Origin of the sequence: Commensalibacter sp. M0268, assembly GCF_016101925.1 — a bacterium.
In the GTDB taxonomy this organism is placed as follows: domain Bacteria; phylum Pseudomonadota; class Alphaproteobacteria; order Acetobacterales; family Acetobacteraceae; genus Commensalibacter; species Commensalibacter melissae.
Window position 1 is genome coordinate 193,835 of the sequence record NZ_JACFPQ010000003.1, and the last position, 20,977, is coordinate 214,811.

Sequence of the window (20,977 nt, forward strand, 5' to 3'; positions counted from 1 at the left end):
TTTTCTATTATATAGAGCCTCCATCTATGCAACTTGCCGAACTCAAGGCGCAATCTCCAGCAGAACTGCTCAATTATGCAGAAAGTTTGCAGATTGAAAACGCGTCCTCACTCCGTAAACAAGATATGATGTTTGCCATCCTTAAAAAGCTTGCTGAGAACAATCAAGCTATTTATGGAGAGGGAACTCTGGAAATTCTACCAGATGGTTTTGGATATTTACGTTCCTCTGAATCCAATTATCTGCCAGGACCGGATGATATTTATGTTTCTCCCGCACAGTTACGCCGTTTTAGTTTGCGGACAGGGGATACTGTTTCTGGTGAAATACGCGCTCCAAAAGATGGGGAGCGTTATTTTTCCTTGCTGAAAGTTGATACAATCAATTATCAGGATCCGGAAGTGGTTCGTCATCGTATCAATTTTGATGATTTGACCCCCCTATTTCCAAATGAACGGTTACAGATGGAAATTCCATCATTAATGGAAAGCAAGAATCCAAATAAGGATTTTACACCCAGAGTTATTGATTTGGTAACACCCATTGGTAAGGGGCAGCGTGCGCTTATCGTTGCCCCGCCGAGAACGGGTAAAACCGTGATGTTGCAGAATATAGCAACAGCAATTTCAACCAATCATCCCGAGGTTGTCTTAATTGTTCTTCTGATTGATGAACGTCCGGAAGAGGTTACGGATATGATTCGTTCAGTCAAAGGTGAGGTTGTTTCCTCAACCTTTGACGAACCTGCGCATCGTCATGTTCAGGTTACGGAAATGGTTTTGGAGAAAGCAAAAAGACTGGTTGAACATAAACGCGATGTTGTGATTTTGCTTGATTCCATTACGCGATTGGCTCGGGCTTACAATACTGTTGTTCCTTCATCAGGTAAAGTTCTGACTGGCGGTGTGGATGCCAATGCGTTGCAACGTCCAAAACGTTTCTTTGGTGCGGCGCGTAATGTTGAAGAGGGTGGTTCCTTAACCATTATCGCAACGGCACTGATCGATACGGGTAGTCGTATGGATGAGGTTATTTTTGAGGAATTTAAGGGAACCGGTAACGCTGAACTTGTTCTTGATCGTAAGCTTGCTGATAAACGAACCTTTCCTGCGATTGATATTACTAAAAGCGGTACCCGTAAGGAGGAGCTATTGGTGGATCGTTCGAGCTTGTCAAAAATTTGGGTGCTTCGTCGTATCTTGGCGCCAATGGGAACGATGGATGCAATGGATTTCTTGCTTGATAAGTTGAAATACAGCAAAAACAATCAAGATTTTTTTGATGCTATGAATACTTGATCGTAAAAAGTATTGAACATTAGGAAATAGAATAAATCCTATGTATTTATTCTATTTCCTGAATTATAGAGATATTGATTAAGGTGTGTTAAATAATTTTTCAATATTCAATAAATATTCTTTGGTTTTAATCCCTTCCCCTCCAGAATATCCACCTAAAGTTCGTTTACCAATGACACGATGACATGGAATGATAATGGGAATTGGATTTGCGGCGTTTGCATTTCCAATGGAACGGGCACTTCCTCCTATTATTTTGGCGAGTTCGGAATAGGATTTTGTCGTACCAAAGGGAATAGTTTGCAAAAATTCCCAGACTTGTTGTTGATAGGCTGTTCCAGGCGATAGAATGGGTAAATCAAATTTTTTTAGTTTACCATTGAAATACGCGGCAATCTGGTTTTTTGCCTCCTCCAATAAGGGTGTTTTTTCTTCAAGACTACCCCAGCCCCAATCAATTGAGACGATAAGATTATCATTTTCAGCGATACTAAGATCACCGACTGGAGAATGAAAAGATATAAAACCCATGGTGTTATAAAAATCTGAAATTTATTTCTGTAAATGTAGCAATTTACAAAATTAAGATAATTTATTTTATTTATCAATTTATTCTATTGGGGATTGTCTCTAAAATTTAAGCGGGAAGTAAAATCTTCAGATCATTAAGACTATTCGTCACGGCTGCATTAATAAGTTGAGTGATACCTGTTTGAGTGTTATTCCATGCATCCTCCCAAACAGATCGATTATTAAGATTATCCAGAAATTCACCGATTCCATAACCTATATTTATTGCACCTGTTATGTATGATTTCTCTGGCTCTTTTCCAGAGATATTTTTACTCAGCTGATTTAGTCCATTACCAATTCGAGAACCAATTAACGAACCAATTGCGGTAAATGAAGCGGCACCTGATACATTGTTAATTTCATTATTTGTTAGGTCACGCATATTATATCCCTTCAATTTAGTTGCATAATTACAATTATTATAGATAGCGTACAATGATATGTGTAGTAATATTTAGTTTATTGATTTGAAGAAAATTGATTTTATATGAATGAATTTATCTTTTCGTATGTATTAAAAGATTTTTTTATGTTACGACCATATAAAAAATATATATCTTAAGTAGATAAGTTAATATTGTATGGAAAATATTTCATTAAATTCAAATACGACAATTTTTGCCTTGGCAACTGCAATGGGCAGGGGTGCTGTTGCGATCATGCGTTTGAGTGGGCCTTTAACTTATTCTATTTTACACAGAATGTGTCATCAAGTGCCGCAACCACGTTTGGCGTCGGTTCGTAAATTATGGAAAATTCAGGAGGGTCAGAAAGAATTACTGGATGAGGCTTTGCTGCTGTGGTTCCCGGGCCCTAATAGTTATACGGGTGAAGATAGTGCAGAACTGCACTTGCATGCAGGTTCTGCTGTGGTTGATGCTGTTGCGGAGGTATTGGTTTCTTATGGTGCCATTCCTGCCCAGGCAGGTGAATTCACCAAGCGAGCGTTTTTGAATGGCCGAATTGATTTATTACAGGCGGAAGGTATTGCCGATCTTGTTGAGGCGGAAACGCAGGCGCAAAGAAAACAGGCTTTGGAACAAACGGAAGGTGGATTAAGTGACCTTTATCATGGTTGGGCAAAACAATTGCGCGAAGTGTTGGCATTTCAAGAGGCATTAATTGATTTCCCGGATGAGGATTTGCCGCAAGAGATTGAGGAGAATGTGAAGAGGATAATCGTTGATTTGCATTCTGAAATGATTGACCATCTGAATGATCAAGGACGAGGGGAACGTTTGAGAAAAGGACTGACCTTTGCAATTGTGGGGCCACCAAATGCTGGAAAATCTAGTTTATTGAATTATTTGGCTGACCGTGATGCGGCGATTGTGACCGAACAGGCTGGAACAACACGAGATGTTATTGAGGTCAGGGTAGTATTGGGTGATGTTCCTGTAACCTTGGTGGATACCGCAGGGTTACGTGAAACAGAAGATGAAATTGAAAAAGAGGGGATAAAGCGAGCCTACAAGATCGCTCAAAATGCAGATTATGTAATGTGTTTGATGGATGCTGCGGATAAAAATGATTGCCCTGAATTATCTTGTGATCTATTGGTTCGAACAAAAATTGATTTAAATGTTTCACGTGAAACATTATTAAGTCAGTCAGATAAAACCGTGTTAATCAGCGTCAAATCGGGTGAGGGGATGGATAAATTCAAAAGTTTATTGGTTCAGAAAACCAGAGAATTAATATCCCGTCAGGGGCCACCCCCTTTAACACGGGTAAGACATCGATTAGGTATAACAGAATGTGTTCAACATTTGCAAAAAGCTCAAGAAATGGAATGGGCTGAATTGCGTGGTGAAGAATTGCGGTTAGCTATGCAGAGTTTGGGTAGACTAACTGGTGCTGTAGGTGTGGAGGATCTGTTGGATACCATATTTGGTCAATTTTGTATCGGTAAGTAAGGTCGAGTTGAGAAAAGATTAATGATAAATGTAAAATACGATGTAATTGTCGTTGGTGGAGGACATGCTGGAAGTGAAGCGGCTGCAGCTTCTGCTCGGATGGGGGCAAGAACTTTATTGCTGACCCATTCTCTTAACACGATTGGGATCATGTCATGTAATCCGGCAATTGGTGGAATAGGCAAAGGGCATCTTGTTCGGGAGATTGATGCTTTTGATGGTATCATGTCAAAAGCAGCGGATCGGGCGGGTATTCATTTCAAGCTGCTTAATCGTTCCAAAGGTCCAGCAGTACATGGACCTAGGGCTCAGGCTGATCGGATGTTATATCGTAATGCGGTTCAACAATTTTTAAAAGAATTAAGCAACCTGACTATTATGGAGGGTGCGGTTGCTGATCTCAATGTCGATATTGGCAATAAAATATGTGGTGTTATTTGCGAGGATGGTCGTGAATTTCTGTCAGGAGCGGTTGTCTTAACGACGGGAACTTTTTTGCGCGGAGTTATCCATGTTGGCAATAAAAGTCAGCCAGCCGGAAGAGTTGGAGATAAACCTGCCACAATATTGGGAAACCGATTGGAAGCGATGGGACTGCGTATGGGTCGCTTAAAAACAGGAACCCCTCCAAGGCTGTTGCGATCAAGCATCGATATGGAGCGGTTGACAGAAGATAAGGGGGATAAATCTCCTGAGTTTTTTAGCCGATTGACTGATAACGCTTTTAATGAATTTGTTTCCTGCCGGATAACTGCAACCACTCCTGAAACACATCGGATAATAAGGGATAATATTCATACTTCTGCAGTCTATGGGGGGGCAATTACTGGAAAAGGACCTCGTTACTGTCCGTCAATCGAGGATAAAATTGTCCGTTTTGCTGATCGGGAGCGTCATCAGATTTTTATTGAGCCTGAAGCATTGCCTGGACATGAAGGTGGGGATTTGGTTTATCCGAATGGAATATCAACCAGTCTTGCAGAAGATGTTCAGGAACGAATGGTTCATTCAATTCCAGGTCTGGAAAATGCCGTGATTGTCAGGCCAGGTTATGCCGTGGAATATGATTATATTGATCCGAGATCCTTGAATCCGACCTTGGAATTGCCAAATTTTTCCGGATTGTTTCTTGCCGGACAAATCAATGGTACAACAGGGTATGAGGAAGCCGCAGCTCAGGGTTTGTTGGCTGGAATTAATGCCGCAAATCATGCTTCTGGATCAGAAAAAATTATAATTGATCGTAGCCAGGGTTATATTGGTGTCATGATAGATGACCTGACAACGCAAGGGGTGACTGAACCTTATCGTATGTTTACCTCACGGGCAGAATATCGCTTGACTTTACGGGCAGATAATGCAGATATACGGTTAACTCCTTTGGCTGAACAGTTGGGGTGTTTGGGGGCTGAACGATTGGCTTTATATCTTCAGGATATAGATCATATCAAAAATTCTGTTCAGAGAGCGAAGGGAGAGAAATACCTGCCTAAAACCCTGAATGGTTATGGAATGCAGATTTCGTTCGATGGACGCTGGCGGTCATTATTTGAAATTTTATCATTATGCCCTTCTGAGGAGGTAATTGAGAAAGTCGCTCCTTGGTTTCATCAATTAACATCAAGAGTTCAACAATATATTCGTACCGAGGCCCGTTATGAAGGTTACCTTGTTAGACAGGCCAGGGAAATCAGGCAGCTTGACCAGGAGTCCAGAATCAATTTGCCATTGGATCTTGATTATAGGAAAATTGGCGGATTAAGTCGTGAAATGCAGGAACGTCTAGAAGCGGTTCGCCCTGTTTCTTTTGGTGCTGCCAAAAGGATACCGGGGGTAACACCCTCTGCATTGATGGCTATATTGGCATATATTCGAACCCCGCAAAAAGGGGAAAAGGATAATTGTTGTGAATCTTGACGGTTATATAAAAAATTATCCGTTTTTAAAGAGTGTTTCACGTGAAACAATAGAGAAACTGGAAATTTATATCTCTTTGCTTCAGCAATGGAACAAAAAAATAAATTTGGTATCGCAACAGGGTATGGATCAGGTCTGGAAACGTCATGTATATGACAGTTTTCAATTGATTCGGTATCTTGATTCATCTGTAAAATCTATTGCTGATCTTGGATCAGGTGGAGGATTTCCCGGTCTGATCTTGGCATTGTCAACAGATATTCCTGTAATATTGATTGAATCTGATATGAGAAAGACAATTTTTTTAAGGGAAGTTCTGCGACAGACCAAAACACAAGCAACTGTGCTTTGCCAGAGGATTGAAAATGTGAATGCTATCAGTGCAGATGTTGTGACGGCAAGGGCATTGACTTCATTGACTCAGCTTTTGGAATTTTCAAAAAATATTTTAAATAAAAATGGTTATTGTTTATTTTTGAAAGGCCGGTCTGTTAATCTGGAAATTGAAGAGGCACAGAAGAATTGGAAAATAAATTATAAAACCTTTTCCAGTCAAACGAATGCCGATGGGGTAATAGTTAAGATTAATCAATTTGAACGTGTTGAATAAAATGGCGCTTAAAAAGACAAAATCAAAAAAGACTTATATTTTGGCAATTGCAAACCAAAAAGGTGGGGTGGGTAAAACAACGACAGCAATTAATCTTGCCACCGCATTCGCTGAAAAAAAGAAGGTTCTATTAATTGATCTTGATTCTCAAGGAAATAGTTCAACTGCATTGGGAATTGAATATGGCGATCGTGATAAAGGAACCTATCATTTATTAATTAATGGCAAAGTGGTTGATGGAATGATCAAGGAGTCCATGATTCCAGGATTATCGTTGATTACAGCTGATGGCAACCTTGCGGCTGCAGAGCTTGAGTTGATTGATATTGAAAAACGTGAATTTCGGCTCAAGGAGGCAATTAAGCAATTTATAGGTATATATGATTATATTTTGATTGACTGTCCTCCAAGCCTTGGACTGTTAACGGTAAATGCCTTGGCGGCTGCTACTGGTGTTATTGTTCCGTTGCAATGTGAATTTCTGGCACTTGAAGGAATAAGTCATCTGGTTAAAACGGTTACACATTTGCAGAAAAAGGTAAATCCTGATCTGGATATAAAGGCAATTGTTTTAACGATGTATGACAAACGCAACAGACTTTCAGAGCTTGTTGCTGAAGATACCAGGAATTTTTTTGGGGATAAGGTCTGTAAAACAGTTATTCCACGCAATATCCGTATTTCAGAGGCACAAAGTTATGGAAAGCCAATAATGGTGTATGATCCTAAATCAACTGGAGCGCAAGCCTATATAAACTTGGCTAAGGAATTGAATCGTCGATTTGCTTAATTTGAGGGTAGGAAATATGAAGGGTAAGAAAAGGGGTCAGGGTAAAATTCGTTTGGGAAGAGGACTTGCCGCTTTATTAGGGGAGTCGGTTAAAGATGAGGATAATCAGAAAGATATTGGATCCGATCTTGGGATTTCAGATTTGAAAATGCAGATTTTACCTATTGACATAATTGAGCCTGGTCCTTTTCAACCTCGACAAATTATGCAGCCTGAAGCTTTACAAGAGTTGGCGGACTCAATCAGACAACATGGTATTTTACAACCTCTGCTGGTTAAGGAAAAAGATATCCAAAAGGGTCAATACCAAATTGTTGCTGGGGAACGTCGCTGGCGTGCTGCCCAACTGGCCATGATTGATGAGGTGCCGGTTAGGATCTGCTCTTTTACTGATAAAGATGCAATGGCTGTCGCATTAGTGGAAAATTTACAGCGTACGGATTTAAATATTATCGAAGAGGCTGAAGGTTTTTCAAGATTATTAAATGAGTTCAATCTTACTCAGGATGAGTTATCTTCTGCATTGGGTAAATCACGTTCACATATTGCTAATATAATCCGCCTATTGCAATTGCCGGATGAGATTATAAATTATTTGAAAAACGGGATATTAACTCCGGGACATGCAAGAGCCTTGCTTATGCATCCCGATCCTGTATCAGCGGCAAAGGAAATTATTCAAGATGATTTAACGGTAAGACAAACAGAAGCCCTAGTTAAAAATGCCAAAGCGGTTAATAAAAATTTACACTTGAAAAAAAAGCCAATCGATCCTGAGATAGAGTCACTTGAAAAAGATTTGCGTGGCAGATTAGGGTTTAATGTCAAAATTCAATTTGATGGTAAAGGTGGGTCCTTAAAAATATTTTATAAATCCCTTGAACAGTTTGATGAGATTTTAACGTTGTTAAAAAATTAAATGAAATATTGATACTTCATAGACCCATAATAAAAAAAGTCGCTTATTATTAAAAATAAGCGACAAAATAATAAGTAAAGTATAGAATGAAAAAGGTTAAAACCTGAAGTCGAGTGTTTCCATAAGGAAAGCGCTGTCATTGCCACCAGCTTTTTTTATGGATTGTGAGGCTAGAACACCGCCAAAGTCTCCAGTTAAAACAAGATGGGGAGCAATTGCATAAGCGAGAGTAAACTGGGGAATTGCACCAACAAATCCACCAGAATAATTGTCACGCAAAGGATAGTTGAATCCGACACCGTAAATCGTATCATTGGTATTGGCTCTCCAAATTACAGGTGCGTGCAATTTGACAAGTGCTTTTTTTGTTGGATTGTAAGTGATTAAAGGACCTGTACTGACTGTATTGGAAGTTGCCAGATATAGCGTCATATCCTGATAGTTTGCTGTTGTAAAATAGGGAACAGCAAAATTTCTGACCGCGCCGTGATCTTTGTGATAGTTGCCACCAGAAAAATAGTCGCTTTGCAGGCCCAATGACAAATTTCCCGGCACGTTTTTAAAGTTATAAGCAAAAATCGCATCAAATGCATAGGCTCTGACTGGACGTGTTTTACTACCAGAATTTGCGGGACGGAATTCACCACCCTGATATATACCTGTAACATCAATGGTGAAATTGCCAATATTTCCGTTCAACCTTCCGCCGATATTATCACGTCTTGTAGATCCTTGACGGTTTTTTCCGGGTGTTGGTGTGGGAAGACCTGCAGCATTACCGTTATAAAGGTAACCAATATAAAAGGCATCAAGAAATAATTGGCTATTCACATTCTGCACTTTAAAGCTGGGAAGGGCATAACTGGCCAAACCACCAAACATGCGGGCATTATAACTGGGTCCCGCACCAAAAACATGATCTTTGGAAAAGTCAGTTTGCCAGAAGTCAAAAATGTCGACTCTGAAATTTTTCCAGAAAGCATAGCCTCGGAATCCATCCCAACTGTAACGAATATTAGTCAGTTCCCGTGCGGAAGTCATGGAGAGTGGTGCATCAACAAAATATTGACGTCCTCCCATTGCCCCCATTTTTGCACCAAGCAGGTTCCCCTTTATTTCTAAAAAACCTTGCTGCATATCAAGTCGTTTACGTTGAAAACCTGTTTGATAGCCAAAAGTGTTGCTGCCACCAGCAACACCATTAATGAGTTCGGCATAAGCTCTTACGTGGGAACCAATATGCAAATCAGCACCATAAACGCTACGAATCAATAAACGGTTGGAATTTGTTTTGGCTCCAAATCCCATATATGGTTTGCTGTCGAAAACATGACGAAACCGCTCATTGCCGTTTAAACTCAGCCAGATATCCCCAGAATCATTCAGGGGAATATACTTGAGTCGGTTAAACCAGTCATCATTTTTATGGGGATCATTGCATAATCCGCTCCAGTCTTCTGCCCATCTTGCTTGTGCGTATGGGGCATATTGTCCGAAAGCATACCAAGAATAATTACCAACAGGTCCAAAACCGCTGTGTTTGTTGAAGACACCCCAATCCGGATGTCGTGTATTTCCATATTTACCAGCCGCTGTGACAACTTTTGCACAACGGTTATTAAGATTTGAGTAATCAATAAATGTAGAATCGGTTTTATTTTGAATTTTTGAATCTGTTGGAAGTAATGTTTGTTTTGTTTGATCTTTAGCGTAAGTATGTATTGAAGTTAAAAGTAGTAATGAGAAACAAATATGATTAACTACTTTTAAACTAGCCAGAATAGTTGATTTATTCATAGTTTATCATTCATACTAATATTATTGTTTTATTTAATTATATTATTCTTTTAAGAAAAGAATTTATATTATCCACATGTATAGTATTATTTATATTAAGAATAAGATTATATTAATCTTTGTGAATATTTGGTTGCTAGTCTTATGGCTAGTATTCTTTATGACGTTTATCATTATATGGTTATTTATTTGGGTTATTTCAAATAATGCATGAAGATCAATTGGTAAGATACAGTCGCCATATCCTTTTGCCGCAAATTGATTTGGATGGACAAAAACGGTTTTTAAATAGCCGTGTTATGGTTATAGGATGTGGGGGACTGGGTTGTGCAGCAATTCCTATTCTTGCTGCTGCGGGTATTGGCAGTTTAATGCTGGTTGATAATGACAGGGTCGAACTGTCCAATTTACAACGACAGACATACTATACACCTGATGATATTGGTAAATTCAAAAATCATGTAATGGCCGATTTCATTCATAGACAAAATCCGGATATTACTGTTGATACTGTGCCTTACCGTTTATCCGAGGATGAATTATCTTCATTAATTCATGATTATGATGTGATTTTGGATTGTAGTGACAATTTAAAAACCCGACAAATGATCGGGCGGGTTGCATATTCTAGTAAAATACCTTTAATTTATGCCTCAGCCATACGGTTTGAAGGGCAATTAAGTGTATTTGACTCAAATAATGATCGATCACCATGTTACGCCTGTCTATTTGATGGAGCGGAAACAGAACAGGACCTTTGTTCATTTACCGGTGTTTACGCCCCATTGGTTAATACAATGGCAGCTATGCAGGCTTCAGAGGCTTTGAAGGTAATATCCAGGATGGGTCAAGCTCTTACGGGCAGGATACTGCATTATAATGCTTTGAATTTTTCTTTTCATATGCTGGAATGTGATCGCAATCCGCATTGTAACGTGTGTGGTTGTTCGAGGAACTAGGGTGTTTTGTCAAAACCATGTTCTAGGGCGTAAATTGCTGCCTGCACCCTGCTGTGTAAATTAAGTTTTCGTAATATGTTCTGAACATGCAACTTGATTGTACTTTCTGACACGCTCAAAAAACGGGCAATTTCTTTATTACTTATTCCCTTGGTCAGCCAAGCCAATATTTCTTTTTCCCTTGGTGTTAAAGAATCATAGAGATCTTCGTTCTTTTCCTTTTCATTGGGTCGGAATTGATCGATAAGGGTTGATATCATGGCTGGGGAGAGAATATTATTCCCTTCATAAACTTTGTGAATACTGTCCAATAGGAAATCGGTATTGATATTTTTCAAAAGATAGCCTTTTGCTCCAAGTGTCATACATTGAATAAGGTCATCATTATCTTCCGAAACAGTTAAAATTAGGACATTAAGGTCTGGATTAATATTTAAAAGGTTTTGGAGCGTTTCCTTTCCACCCATTCTTGGCATATCCAGATCAAGGAGGATGATATCAGGGTTAAGTTTCTGGGCCAGTTTTATACCTTCTGATCCATTTTGCGCCTCTCCAATAACCTCTATATCTTCCTGATTGTTAAGAAGAAATTTCAATCCTGAACGAAATAAAGAATGATCGTCAATAAGCAGAATTTTAATTTTTGTTTGCATTTTCTTTATACTACCGTTCTATAAGTTTATCGGAATAGTGAGTTCCAAGGTTGTACCATGATTAGGTGTTGAAGTAATGTTTATTTTTCCGGAAATATTTTCTGCCCTCTCTTGGATAATTGATAAACCGATATGGTTCTGTTGTTTTTTTTGCAAGGTATTAAGGTCAAATCCGACACCATCATCATGAATACGCATCATGAAAGAATTATTATAACTAAATTCAATTGTTGCAAGCTTGCATTTTGAATGTTTACGAATATTGGATAAAGCTTCTTGAAGAATAAAAATGATCTGTAATTGCTGTTGTTTTGTAATAAATAAAAATTTTTGCAGATTAATTAATTTTACAGGTATTTTTGTCTGGGCTTTGAAACGGTTCACGACTTTCTTAACAACAGTCTCAAAATCTTCCTTGCCAATCTTGGTTCGAAAATTCATTAACAGTTCACGAACATCGTCATAGGATTCTTGCACGCCACGCTGAATAAAATCCAGATTTTGCTTGGCTTTGTCAAGGTCATTCTTATTGATTGCCTTTTCAAGCATTTGAGCTTGCAAATTAAGAAAGGACAATGCTTGTGCTATGCTATCATGCAATCCCTGTGCAATTAAGTTGCGTTCCTCCATAATGGCAAGCTGTTTTTCTTTGGCAGTTAATTGGTAATTTTCAATGGATACACCAAGTTGACAGGTCAATGTTTCAATCAAGTGGTAGGTTTCTGGAGAAAAAGAAGATTCCCTTTTTTTAAAATATAGAACCATTAACCCTATTTCATTTTTATTATGCCAAATAGGAAAAATGATAAAATGACTAAATAATTTTTTAACGCACGAGGGTATAAGACAGTTTTCCTGCTGATCAGTTTTGACGCAAATAGGATAGGAATTTTTGGGTAGGGAAGAAATATCAAAAAAACAGTTGGCAGAAAAATAACATTGTTCAATGGTGTTTAATTGTGCTGGAAAACCTTTGCTACAAATAAAATTCATGGCGTCTTTCTCTTCGTTAAGAAAGCCGATAAATCCGGCATCCGCTTGACTTAAATCAATAATTTTTTCAAGGAATCTCTCGGTTGCCATATTGGGAGTCAGGCAGGTATGTAAAAAGGTGATCATGTCATAAAGAATAGTTAATTCATGATTCTTTTTCTTTAATGCAAGTGTTTTATCTGAAACTTTATGTTCAAGGTTATTGTATAAGTCCTGCAAATTATGTGCCATCTGGTTAAAACCGGAGGAGACAATATCAAATTCACTATTGCCATTGACAGGAATACGTCTGGATAGATTACCCTGACTTAGGGCTTTGATACTTGATTCAAGATGTTTCAACGGATTGATGACTGATTTATATAACAGGGATATGCTCGAAAAGGCAGTTATCAGTATCATCAGGATAATTGTTGTGATTATGTATCGAAGCCAAATGATGTCTTGCGTATTTTGATTTTCGATCAGTTTGACTAAAAGGTCAATGTCTTCTACGAATGTGTTGAGATGATAATAATTTTTGTCAGTTAGTCTATGATATCCAGAGGACTGGTTTATAAGCGGCAATATCTGGTTATTATAGGTTTTTTCAATATATTTTATTTGCAGGTTTATTTTTTTATTATTTGAAAAAATTAGGGTATTATTATCGTATTTTTTTAATTTATTAAGGATTGTAATAAATTTCGTTTGTTCATGCTGCAGGTTTACATAATCGTTTTGATTAGAAAGTAACATCATGTAATAAACACGCATGCGCAAACTGCCTGTATAATTGATGGCAATTCCAGCATTTTCAAGCTGCCAAAGCAGGGAGAGTGCATATCCCGTAAAGAATATGGCACATACAACCCATGCGATAGTACAGGTAAGCAGTTTGGTTGAAAGCTTGTTAAAATACCGCGTGATTTTCATTATTTGATAATTGTTCGTAAATATTATGATAAGATTATTTTAACATATATTTGAATTAAATATTAGAAATCAACTGCCAATGAAAATTGATATGTTCTGGGTAATCCAGCATAAGCACTGTTATTTGCGGTGCCTCCGTTAATTGAGGATGGATATACAGACATCCAATAATGTTTATTGGTTACATTATTGACATTAAATCGTGCCGCAAGTGGGGTGTTAAAGACATTGAAGGCGTAGCGCATTCCGACATCTGTCGTAAAATACCCTTTGGCAAAAGTGGTATTGTAATTATTGGCAGCCCGACGATCTGTATAGTGAAGATTGATGTTGAATGCCATACCATACAGGATGTGATCTTTTGCGACAGGTAATTGGTAGTCAATCAGCAGGTTGGCCTGAACAGGGGGGACACCAACAATTTGTTTATGAGAGGTGGCAATATTTCCTGTTTTTCCCAGTTGTGCATCAAGCCATGTAACACCTCCAAGAATAGACAGACTATTCCATATCTGTCCTGCGACCTGAAATTCAACCCCATAATTGCGCTGTTGTCCTGCGACGGCAAAAATATGGGTTGTTGGATTGATAAATGCATATGGACGTGTCATACGGAATGCAGCAACATTTAACCACAGGCGGTTGAATTTGACCTTATAGCCTACTTCATATTCTTCACTACGATAGGGAGCCATGATCTGGTTTGGATTAATTACTCCCGTCGCTGGGGCAATATCTCCCGCCTGCAGACTTCTTGCCCAAGTGAAATAGGCGGTATGACCTTCAAGAGGATGATAAATCAGGCTTGTTGTTGGACTAAATGCCGCATCATGTGAATTGTGTGCGGTTTTCTTTCCTTTCATGTTCCAGCTGTCATTGCTTAACCAGCTCCAACTGAAAACACCCATAATGGCCCATTGTTGATTAAAATGGATTGTATCGCCTGCAATCAGGGCTTGTTGTTGGATTAAGGCCGATTGATAACGTCCCCATCCTTTTGGTCTATGACCCGGTAATGGACGAGGATTGTGTATGTTGCTGGTTCCAAGATTGATTGTTTCAGTATGAGTGGGGTTGTAATTACCTCTCATATATCCATTGGTGCCCAAAACAAGTTCATGTTTTACAAAATCTGTATTTACTTCTCCATTCACATAGGCAAAATTGCTCCCTACCTGAAAAACGTTTGCCTGACCGGCCACCGAAATAGATTGTTGATAATCACCCTTGCTGTTTAGGAGTCGATTGCTGTTGTTGAACATCTCTCGTTTGGCATCCTGATAGAGCCCTCCCGCAGTAAATCTCCATTTTTTATTGATTTGGTGTTTGATTTTTCCGAGAAAGGTATTTGTTTCCGTATTAAATCCGGCATATTTTTGCCCAAGATAGGCCTTGCCCATATTGGGTGCGGATGGCAGCTGAATGGAATTATCAAACGAAAAATTCGTTGCTGTTCCCCTTTCATTATAGGTATAATGGCTGGCATCTATCTCAATAACGGTTTTGGAGGAAAGATGAATATCAAAATCACCACTGACCAGATTACGTTTTAACTGACTGTGTTCCACATAGGCGGTACCTTCATCATGCAGAAGGTTTAAACGATATCCAAACCACCCATTTTTACCGACTCGACCAGATACATCCGCATATTCCGTCACGGCACCAATTGAATCGTAATTGACTGAAAGATGTTCCGTACGACGGTCAGTGGGACGTTTGAGCTGGTAACTGAAAATGCCGGCTGGATTTTGTGGGCCATACATAGCCCCGGCCAACCCGTTCAGAACCTGCAAATTTTCAAACATTTCAGTTGGATAGGGGGTGGTGGATGTCATATTGAGCCCGTCAATACGGCTGTTTGCTGTTACGTCCCCCTCAAACCCTCTGGATTGCGGCCTGGCCATGCCTGCAGATCCACGGGCCTCGAGTTGTACGGAAGGAAGGTATTTCATTAGATCATTAACGTTTCTTGCCTGTTGATTGGCAATAACGTCATGAGGAACTGACAAGATTGAAAAAGGCGCGTCTTCAGATTTCATGGAACCCAAGGGGCCCAAGGTAACGTCTGGAGTACTCATTACAGCAACTGATCCGTCAGCCCTTCTTTGCCCCCTTACTGTAATTTTTTCGGATTTTTCATCATCTCTTTCCATATTGGTCGAGGTTGAAATCTTTTGTGCCATTGTTTGAAGAGGGAAAAGAAGAAGCAGAGGTAGAATATATTTTTGTTTTCTATTCATGCAAATTCTTCATGGATTAATAATTCAAGAAATTATTCTAATAATGGAAATGAATATGATATATTAATAGTAGGAAAACGACTAATTATACTTAGCCAAATGGCTATAAACAACCTAGCCATTATTCCAGATTTCTATAAGCTTTTGACTAATTGGTTCGATCTTGCGGAAGATGTAAATATTATTAAAACAATTATGCGTTTTATTTAACTTATACAATAAAGATCAAAAACAATACAGATATAAACGTATTGGTTCATCAACCAAGGAAAAAAAATGTCTCATTTACTAACAAAATGGGAACCGGAAAATCAACAGTTTTGGGAAAAGCAAGGACGTGTTGTTGCTTTACGGAATTTATGGATTTCCGTTCCTGCTCTTTTACTTGCTTTCGTTGTATGGCAATTATGGAGTGTCGTTGTTGTCTATCTACCAGAAGTTGGGTTTAAATATACTCAAAATCAACTAATGCTTTTAACGGCATTGTCTGCATTGTCAGGGGCAACCCTGAGAATCATCTATGCCTTTATGGTTCCCATTTTTGGTGGAAGAAGATGGACGGTTTTTTCAACAGCCACCCTTTTGATTCCAACCATTGGTTTTGGTATATGCATACAAAATCCAAATACCAGTTTTGCAACAATGGTGATCTTGGCCCTGTTGTGTGGATTTGGTGGGGCAAATTTCAGCTCCTCTATGGCAAATATCGGATATTTTTTCCCTAAATCAAGAAAGGGATTTGCCACGGGGGTAAATGCTGGACTGGGAAATCTTGGTGTACCGTTTGTACAATTTGTTACCTTGTGGGTTATTGGCGTCAGTATCTTTGGTGCTTTGGGGGGTGGACCAGAAACACGTATTCATAACGGTCAGCAGAGTCTTGTCTGGTTACAGAATATCACCTATATTTGGGTACCTTTTATTGCGGTAACCGTTATCGCTGCCTGGTTTGGGATGAATGACCTTGCCACGGTCAAGGCATCTTTTTCAGAGCAATCAATAATTTTCAAGCGTAAACATACCTGGGTTGCCTGTTTGCTTTATCTGGGTACATTTGGATCCTTTATCGGTTTTTCAGCGGCATTGCCCCTGTTGATAAAGCATGAATTCGTTGATGTTAATCCAATAAAATACGCCTTTTTAGGCCCTTTGCTAGGGTCCATATTTAGAGTTGTTGGGGGAATTGCCTCTGACAAATTCAAGGCGACACGGGTAACTCAAATCAGTTTCCTGGGTATGATTGTTTTTTCCTTATGTATCGTTTTCTTCATCTCAGCCCCGGAAGAATCAAGAAGTTTTGTCGGCTTCCTGATAAGTTTTATGATCCTGTTCATTTTTGTTGGATTGGGAAATGGATCCGTATTTGCCCAAGTTCCCGGAATATTCACAATATTTTACCAGAAATACCTTAAAAAACAAAAAGCTGAATCTGAAGAGCAGATGAATGAGGATGCTGCCAAGGAAACCGGTGCGGTTCTTGGTTTTATGGGGGCTATTGGTGCCTATGGTGGATTTATAATTCCAAAACTGTATGGAACCTCTTTAAGTTATACCGGATCGTATAATTTAGCTTTTTATATTTTTGTGGGATTTTACGTATTTTGCCTTTTGATAAACCGTTGGTACTACCTTCGCAGAAATGCTGAAATACGTTGTTAAGACAAATTTGATTTAGAATTTGGAAATTGATTATGAGCCATATATTAGATCGTTTAAACTTTTTTAAAAAAACGAAAAGCAGTTTTGCTGACGGGCATGGCGCTGTTGTTAACGAGGACAGAAAATGGGAAGACGCGTATAGACAACGTTGGCAACAGGATAAAATCGTAAGATCAACTCACGGTGTGAATTGCACCGGATCCTGCAGTTGGAAAATCTATGTTAAAAGTGGATTGATTACCTGGGAAACCCAACAGACAAATTATCCGAGAACTCGTGCGGATCTACCCAATCATGAACCCAGGGGATGTCCTCGCGGGGCATCTTACAGCTGGTATGTTTATTCTGCCCAACGTGTTAAATATCCAATGCTGCGTGGACAGCTGGCTAGATTATGGCGTGATGCACGTCAGAAGATGGATCCGATATCCGCCTGGGAATATATCAGTCAAACACCAGAATTGGCCAGTTCTTACAAGAAAAGACGTGGATTGGGCGGATTTGTCCGATCAACCTGGCGGGAAGTCAACGAGCTTGTTGCCGCGGCAAATAACTTTACCATCAAAAAATATGGTCCCGACCGTATTATCGGATTTTCTCCTATTCCGGCTATGTCGATGGTCAGCTATGCTTCCGGATCCCGTTATCTTTCTCTTATTGGGGGTGTTCCGCTATCTTTTTATGATTGGTATTGCGATCTGCCACCAGCAAGCCCACAAGTATGGGGCGAGCAAACCGATGTTCCGGAATCAGCCGATTGGTATAATTCAACCTATTTACTAGTGTGGGGATCAAATATCCCCATGACTCGCACGCCAGACGCTCATTTTTATGCCGAAGTTCGTTATAAAGGTACAAAAACGGTCGCTGTTTCATCAGATTATGGTGAAATGGTAAAATTCAGTGATATATGGCTCTCTCCCAAACAAGGTACGGATGCTGCCTTGTCCATGGCGATGGGGCACGTAATCTTCAAAGAATTTCATCTGGACCGTCCCTCTGAATATTTTACGTCATATTGCCGTCAATATACAGATATGCCAATGCTGGTTATGCTTGATGAAAAGAATGGCCAACTGGTTCCCGGATATTTCTTGCGTGCCAGTCATTTGGCAGATCAGCTTGATGAAAAAAACAATCCTGAATGGAAAACGCTTGTTATTGATGAATTGACGGGACAGATTGTAACCCCCAAAGGATCAATTGGTTTTCGCTGGGGTGAAACAGGTCAATGGAATCTTAAAGAACAGGATAGCAAAGGACAGACCGTTAAGGCCCAACTTAGTCTGCTGGGTAAGCATGATAATGTTGCGGAGGTTGTGTTCAATTATTTTGCTGGAGAAAGCAAAAATGAACAGATGCTCCGAAAGGTTCCGGTTAAAACCATTACCTTGGCTGATGGCAATCAGATAAAGGTTACTACAGTTTTTGATTTAATGGCTGCCAATTACAGTATTGACCGTGATCTAGGTGATGGTGCTAGAGATTATATGGATGATGTTCCCTATACTCCTAAATGGCAGGAAAAACATACTGGTGTAAAACCTGAATTGGTTATTCAGGTTGCTCGTGAATTTGCCCAAAATGCCGATAAAACTCATGGTAAAAGCATGGTCATCGTGGGTGCCGGATTAAACCACTGGTATCATATGGATATGTCCTATCGTGGCATTATCAACATGTTAATGCTTTGTGGATGTATAGGTCAAAGTGGAGGTGGCTGGTGCCATTATGTTGGTCAGGAAAAACTGAGGCCACAAACCGGTTGGGCTCCATTGGCATTTGGATTGGATTGGAATCGTCCATCTCGTCAGATGAACGGAACATCCTTCTTTTACAATCATACAAGTCAATGGCGTCATGAAAAGCTGGCTATCAATGAAGTTGCCTCACAAAATAGCCTGAGTGAATTTGAAGGTATGGCGCTGATTGATTGTAATGCCAAGGCTGAACGGATGGGATGGTTACCTTCTGCACCGCAATTGTCAATGAATCCGTTGACGTTGACACAAAATGCAATTGCTCAAAATAAAGATCCCATTGACTATGCGGTTGAAGGATTGAAATCAGGTGCAATTGACATGTCTTGTAATGACCCTGATAATCCAGCGAACTTTCCACGCAACATGTTTGTATGGCGTTCCAATATTCTTGGTTCTTCAGGTAAGGGACATGAATATTTCCTTAAATATCTTTTGGGTACTCAGAATGCAGTTTTAAGTGAAGAGCAAAATTGTATTAAACCGAAGGAAATCAAGGTAAGAGAAGCCGCAGAAGGTAAACTGGATCTTCTGGTCGTCTTGGATTTCCGTATGTCAACGACTTGTTTATATGCAGATGTAATTCTTCCGACGGCCACCTGGTACGAGAAAAATGACTTGAATACATCGGATATGCATCCCTTTATTCATCCTTTAAGCGAGGCTGTACAACCTTTATGGCAAAGTAAAAGTGATTGGGAGATTTTCAAAGGACTGGCTGGAAAATTTTCTGAACTCGCCGCAGGATATCTTGGAAATCAAAAAGATCTTGTCTTGACACCCTTAATGCATGACACTCCACAAGAGTTGGGACAGCCTTTTGACGTTAAAGACTGGAAAAAGGGTGAATGTGATCCTATTCCTGGTAAGACAATGCCAGCCATGAAAGTTATCGAGCGAAATTATGGAGCAATTTATGAACAGTTTACATCAATTGGTCCTTTACTTGAAAAACTCGGTAATGGTGGTAAAGGTATAAGTTGGGATACCAAGCATGAGGTTGATCAATTACGTAATTTAAACAAGGTTGTTGGTCAGGGTATTGCAAAGGGACAGCCGAGACTTGATACTGCTATTGATGCGGCTGAAATGATCCTGAATCTTGCTCCTGAAACAAATGGGCATATCGCTGTCAAGGCATGGGGGGCATTATCAAAAGTAACAGGTATTGACCATACGTATTTGGCCACCCCTCGTGAACATGATTCCATTCGTTTTCGTGATATACAGGTTCAGCCACGTAAGATTATATCTTCCCCAACCTGGTCAGGCCTGGAAAGTGAAACGGTAAGTTACAATGCTGGTTATACAAATGTTCATGAACTGATTCCTTGGAGAACCCTGACCGGTCGGCAGCAGTTTTATCAGGATCATCAATGGATGCGTGCATTTGGTGAAATGTTGTGTGTCTATCGTCCAGCGGTTGACTTGAAAACAACTCAAAAGGTTTTGGGACAGCATGGTAACGGAAATCCAGAAATAGTCCTGAATTTTATCACACCACATCAAAAATGGGGCATCCACAGTACTTACTCCGATAATTTACGGATGTTGACATTATCGCGTGGCGGGCCACATGTCTGGCTTTCCGAAATTGATGCACAAAAGGCTGGTATCGTTGATAATGACTGGATTGAGGTTTTCAATCTAAATGGAACTTTAACGGCCAGAGCAATTGTAAGTCAGCGCGTTCCAGAAGGAATGACCTTGATGTATCATGCTCAGGAAAAGATCATCAATGTTCCCGGTGCAGAAGTTTCAAAAAAACGCGGCGGAATTCATAATTCTGTAACAAGAACAGTCTTAAAACCGACACATATGATTGGCGGTTATGCGCAATATTCCTATGGTTTTAACTATTATGGAACAGTTGGTTCAAATCGTGATGAATTTGTTGTTGTCCGTAAAATGAAGCATGTCGATTGGCTTGAAGAGACTGTTAGCGTTAATTACCCAAAAGTTGAGGCATAAGAGA

The 20,977-nt window shown here is 39.5% G+C and carries 15 protein-coding genes; 9 read left to right on the forward strand and 6 right to left on the reverse strand.

Features of this window, described 5'->3' with window-relative positions; all coding sequences use genetic code 11:
* The first annotated feature begins 26 nt into the window (after nt 1–26).
* A complete protein-coding gene (gene rho / locus H3R28_RS06420) occupies nt 27–1,298 on the forward strand; it encodes a transcription termination factor Rho (RefSeq protein ID WP_110439160.1) in 1,272 nt (423 codons plus the stop codon).
* Nucleotides 1,299–1,376: 78 nt separating this feature from the next.
* On the opposite strand, the gene H3R28_RS06425 is transcribed toward rho, so the two are convergent.
* The gene (locus H3R28_RS06425) at nt 1,377–1,829 is read right to left on the reverse strand and encodes a methylated-DNA--[protein]-cysteine S-methyltransferase (RefSeq protein WP_110439159.1); all 453 of its coding nucleotides are present in this window, start codon (nt 1,827–1,829) and stop codon (nt 1,377–1,379) included.
* Nucleotides 1,830–1,935: 106 nt separating this feature from the next.
* Nucleotides 1,936–2,253 carry a hypothetical protein gene (locus tag H3R28_RS06430; RefSeq protein WP_198210276.1) on the reverse strand — a complete coding sequence of 106 codons (318 nt, stop codon included), beginning with the start codon at nt 2,251–2,253 and terminating at the stop codon, nt 1,936–1,938.
* Nucleotides 2,254–2,452: 199 nt separating this feature from the next.
* Here H3R28_RS06430 and mnmE point away from each other — a divergent pair, with 199 nt between their 5' ends.
* The 5 genes from mnmE to H3R28_RS06455 are packed head-to-tail and all read left to right on the forward strand — an operon-like array spanning nt 2,453 to nt 8,023.
* Nucleotides 2,453–3,787, forward strand: a complete 1,335-nt coding sequence (gene mnmE / locus H3R28_RS06435; RefSeq protein ID WP_198210277.1) for a tRNA uridine-5-carboxymethylaminomethyl(34) synthesis GTPase MnmE — start codon at nt 2,453–2,455, stop codon at nt 3,785–3,787.
* Between the two features lie 21 nt (nt 3,788–3,808).
* The gene (gene mnmG, locus H3R28_RS06440) at nt 3,809–5,704 is read left to right on the forward strand and encodes a tRNA uridine-5-carboxymethylaminomethyl(34) synthesis enzyme MnmG (protein WP_232351251.1); all 1,896 of its coding nucleotides are present in this window, start codon (nt 3,809–3,811) and stop codon (nt 5,702–5,704) included.
* Complete coding sequence (gene rsmG / locus H3R28_RS06445) at nt 5,694–6,314, forward strand: 16S rRNA (guanine(527)-N(7))-methyltransferase RsmG (RefSeq protein ID WP_347400703.1); 621 nt, start codon at nt 5,694–5,696, stop codon at nt 6,312–6,314. Before mnmG ends, rsmG begins: the two co-directional genes overlap by 11 nt.
* Nucleotide 6,315: 1 nt before the next feature.
* The gene (locus tag H3R28_RS06450; protein ID WP_155581001.1) at nt 6,316–7,104 is read left to right on the forward strand and encodes a ParA family protein; all 789 of its coding nucleotides are present in this window, start codon (nt 6,316–6,318) and stop codon (nt 7,102–7,104) included.
* A gap of 16 nt (nt 7,105–7,120) precedes the next feature.
* Nucleotides 7,121–8,023 carry a ParB/RepB/Spo0J family partition protein gene (locus H3R28_RS06455; protein WP_198210278.1) on the forward strand — a complete coding sequence of 301 codons (903 nt, stop codon included), beginning with the start codon at nt 7,121–7,123 and terminating at the stop codon, nt 8,021–8,023.
* A 96-nt stretch (nt 8,024–8,119) separates the two neighbouring features.
* On the opposite strand, the gene H3R28_RS06460 is transcribed toward H3R28_RS06455, so the two are convergent.
* The gene (locus tag H3R28_RS06460; protein WP_198210280.1) at nt 8,120–9,820 is read right to left on the reverse strand and encodes an alginate export family protein; all 1,701 of its coding nucleotides are present in this window, start codon (nt 9,818–9,820) and stop codon (nt 8,120–8,122) included.
* Between the two features lie 206 nt (nt 9,821–10,026).
* Between H3R28_RS06460 and H3R28_RS06465 the strand changes: the two genes are divergently transcribed.
* Complete coding sequence (locus tag H3R28_RS06465) at nt 10,027–10,779, forward strand: HesA/MoeB/ThiF family protein (RefSeq protein ID WP_198210282.1); 753 nt, start codon at nt 10,027–10,029, stop codon at nt 10,777–10,779.
* Here H3R28_RS06465 and H3R28_RS06470 read toward each other — a convergent pair.
* The 3 genes from H3R28_RS06470 to H3R28_RS06480 all read right to left on the reverse strand — a co-directional run bounded on the left by H3R28_RS06470 (nt 10,776) and on the right by H3R28_RS06480 (nt 15,583).
* Nucleotides 10,776–11,432 (reverse strand): response regulator transcription factor, encoded by a 657-nt coding sequence (locus H3R28_RS06470; RefSeq protein WP_155566077.1) that lies wholly within the window; start codon nt 11,430–11,432, stop codon nt 10,776–10,778. The two genes, H3R28_RS06465 and H3R28_RS06470, sit on opposite strands and share 4 nt — an antisense overlap.
* An 18-nt stretch (nt 11,433–11,450) precedes the next feature.
* Nucleotides 11,451–13,340 (reverse strand): histidine kinase, encoded by a 1,890-nt coding sequence (locus H3R28_RS06475; protein ID WP_198210284.1) that lies wholly within the window; start codon nt 13,338–13,340, stop codon nt 11,451–11,453.
* Nucleotides 13,341–13,402: 62 nt separating this feature from the next.
* A complete protein-coding gene (locus H3R28_RS06480) occupies nt 13,403–15,583 on the reverse strand; it encodes a TonB-dependent siderophore receptor (protein ID WP_198210286.1) in 2,181 nt (726 codons plus the stop codon).
* Between the two features lie 276 nt (nt 15,584–15,859).
* Here H3R28_RS06480 and H3R28_RS06485 point away from each other — a divergent pair, with 276 nt between their 5' ends.
* Both H3R28_RS06485 and H3R28_RS06490 read left to right on the forward strand, forming a co-directional pair.
* A complete protein-coding gene (locus tag H3R28_RS06485) occupies nt 15,860–17,242 on the forward strand; it encodes a NarK family nitrate/nitrite MFS transporter (RefSeq protein WP_198210288.1) in 1,383 nt (460 codons plus the stop codon).
* A 32-nt stretch (nt 17,243–17,274) separates the two neighbouring features.
* A complete protein-coding gene (locus tag H3R28_RS06490; protein WP_198210290.1) occupies nt 17,275–20,973 on the forward strand; it encodes a nitrate reductase subunit alpha in 3,699 nt (1,232 codons plus the stop codon).
* The last annotated feature ends 4 nt before the right edge of the window (nt 20,974–20,977 follow it).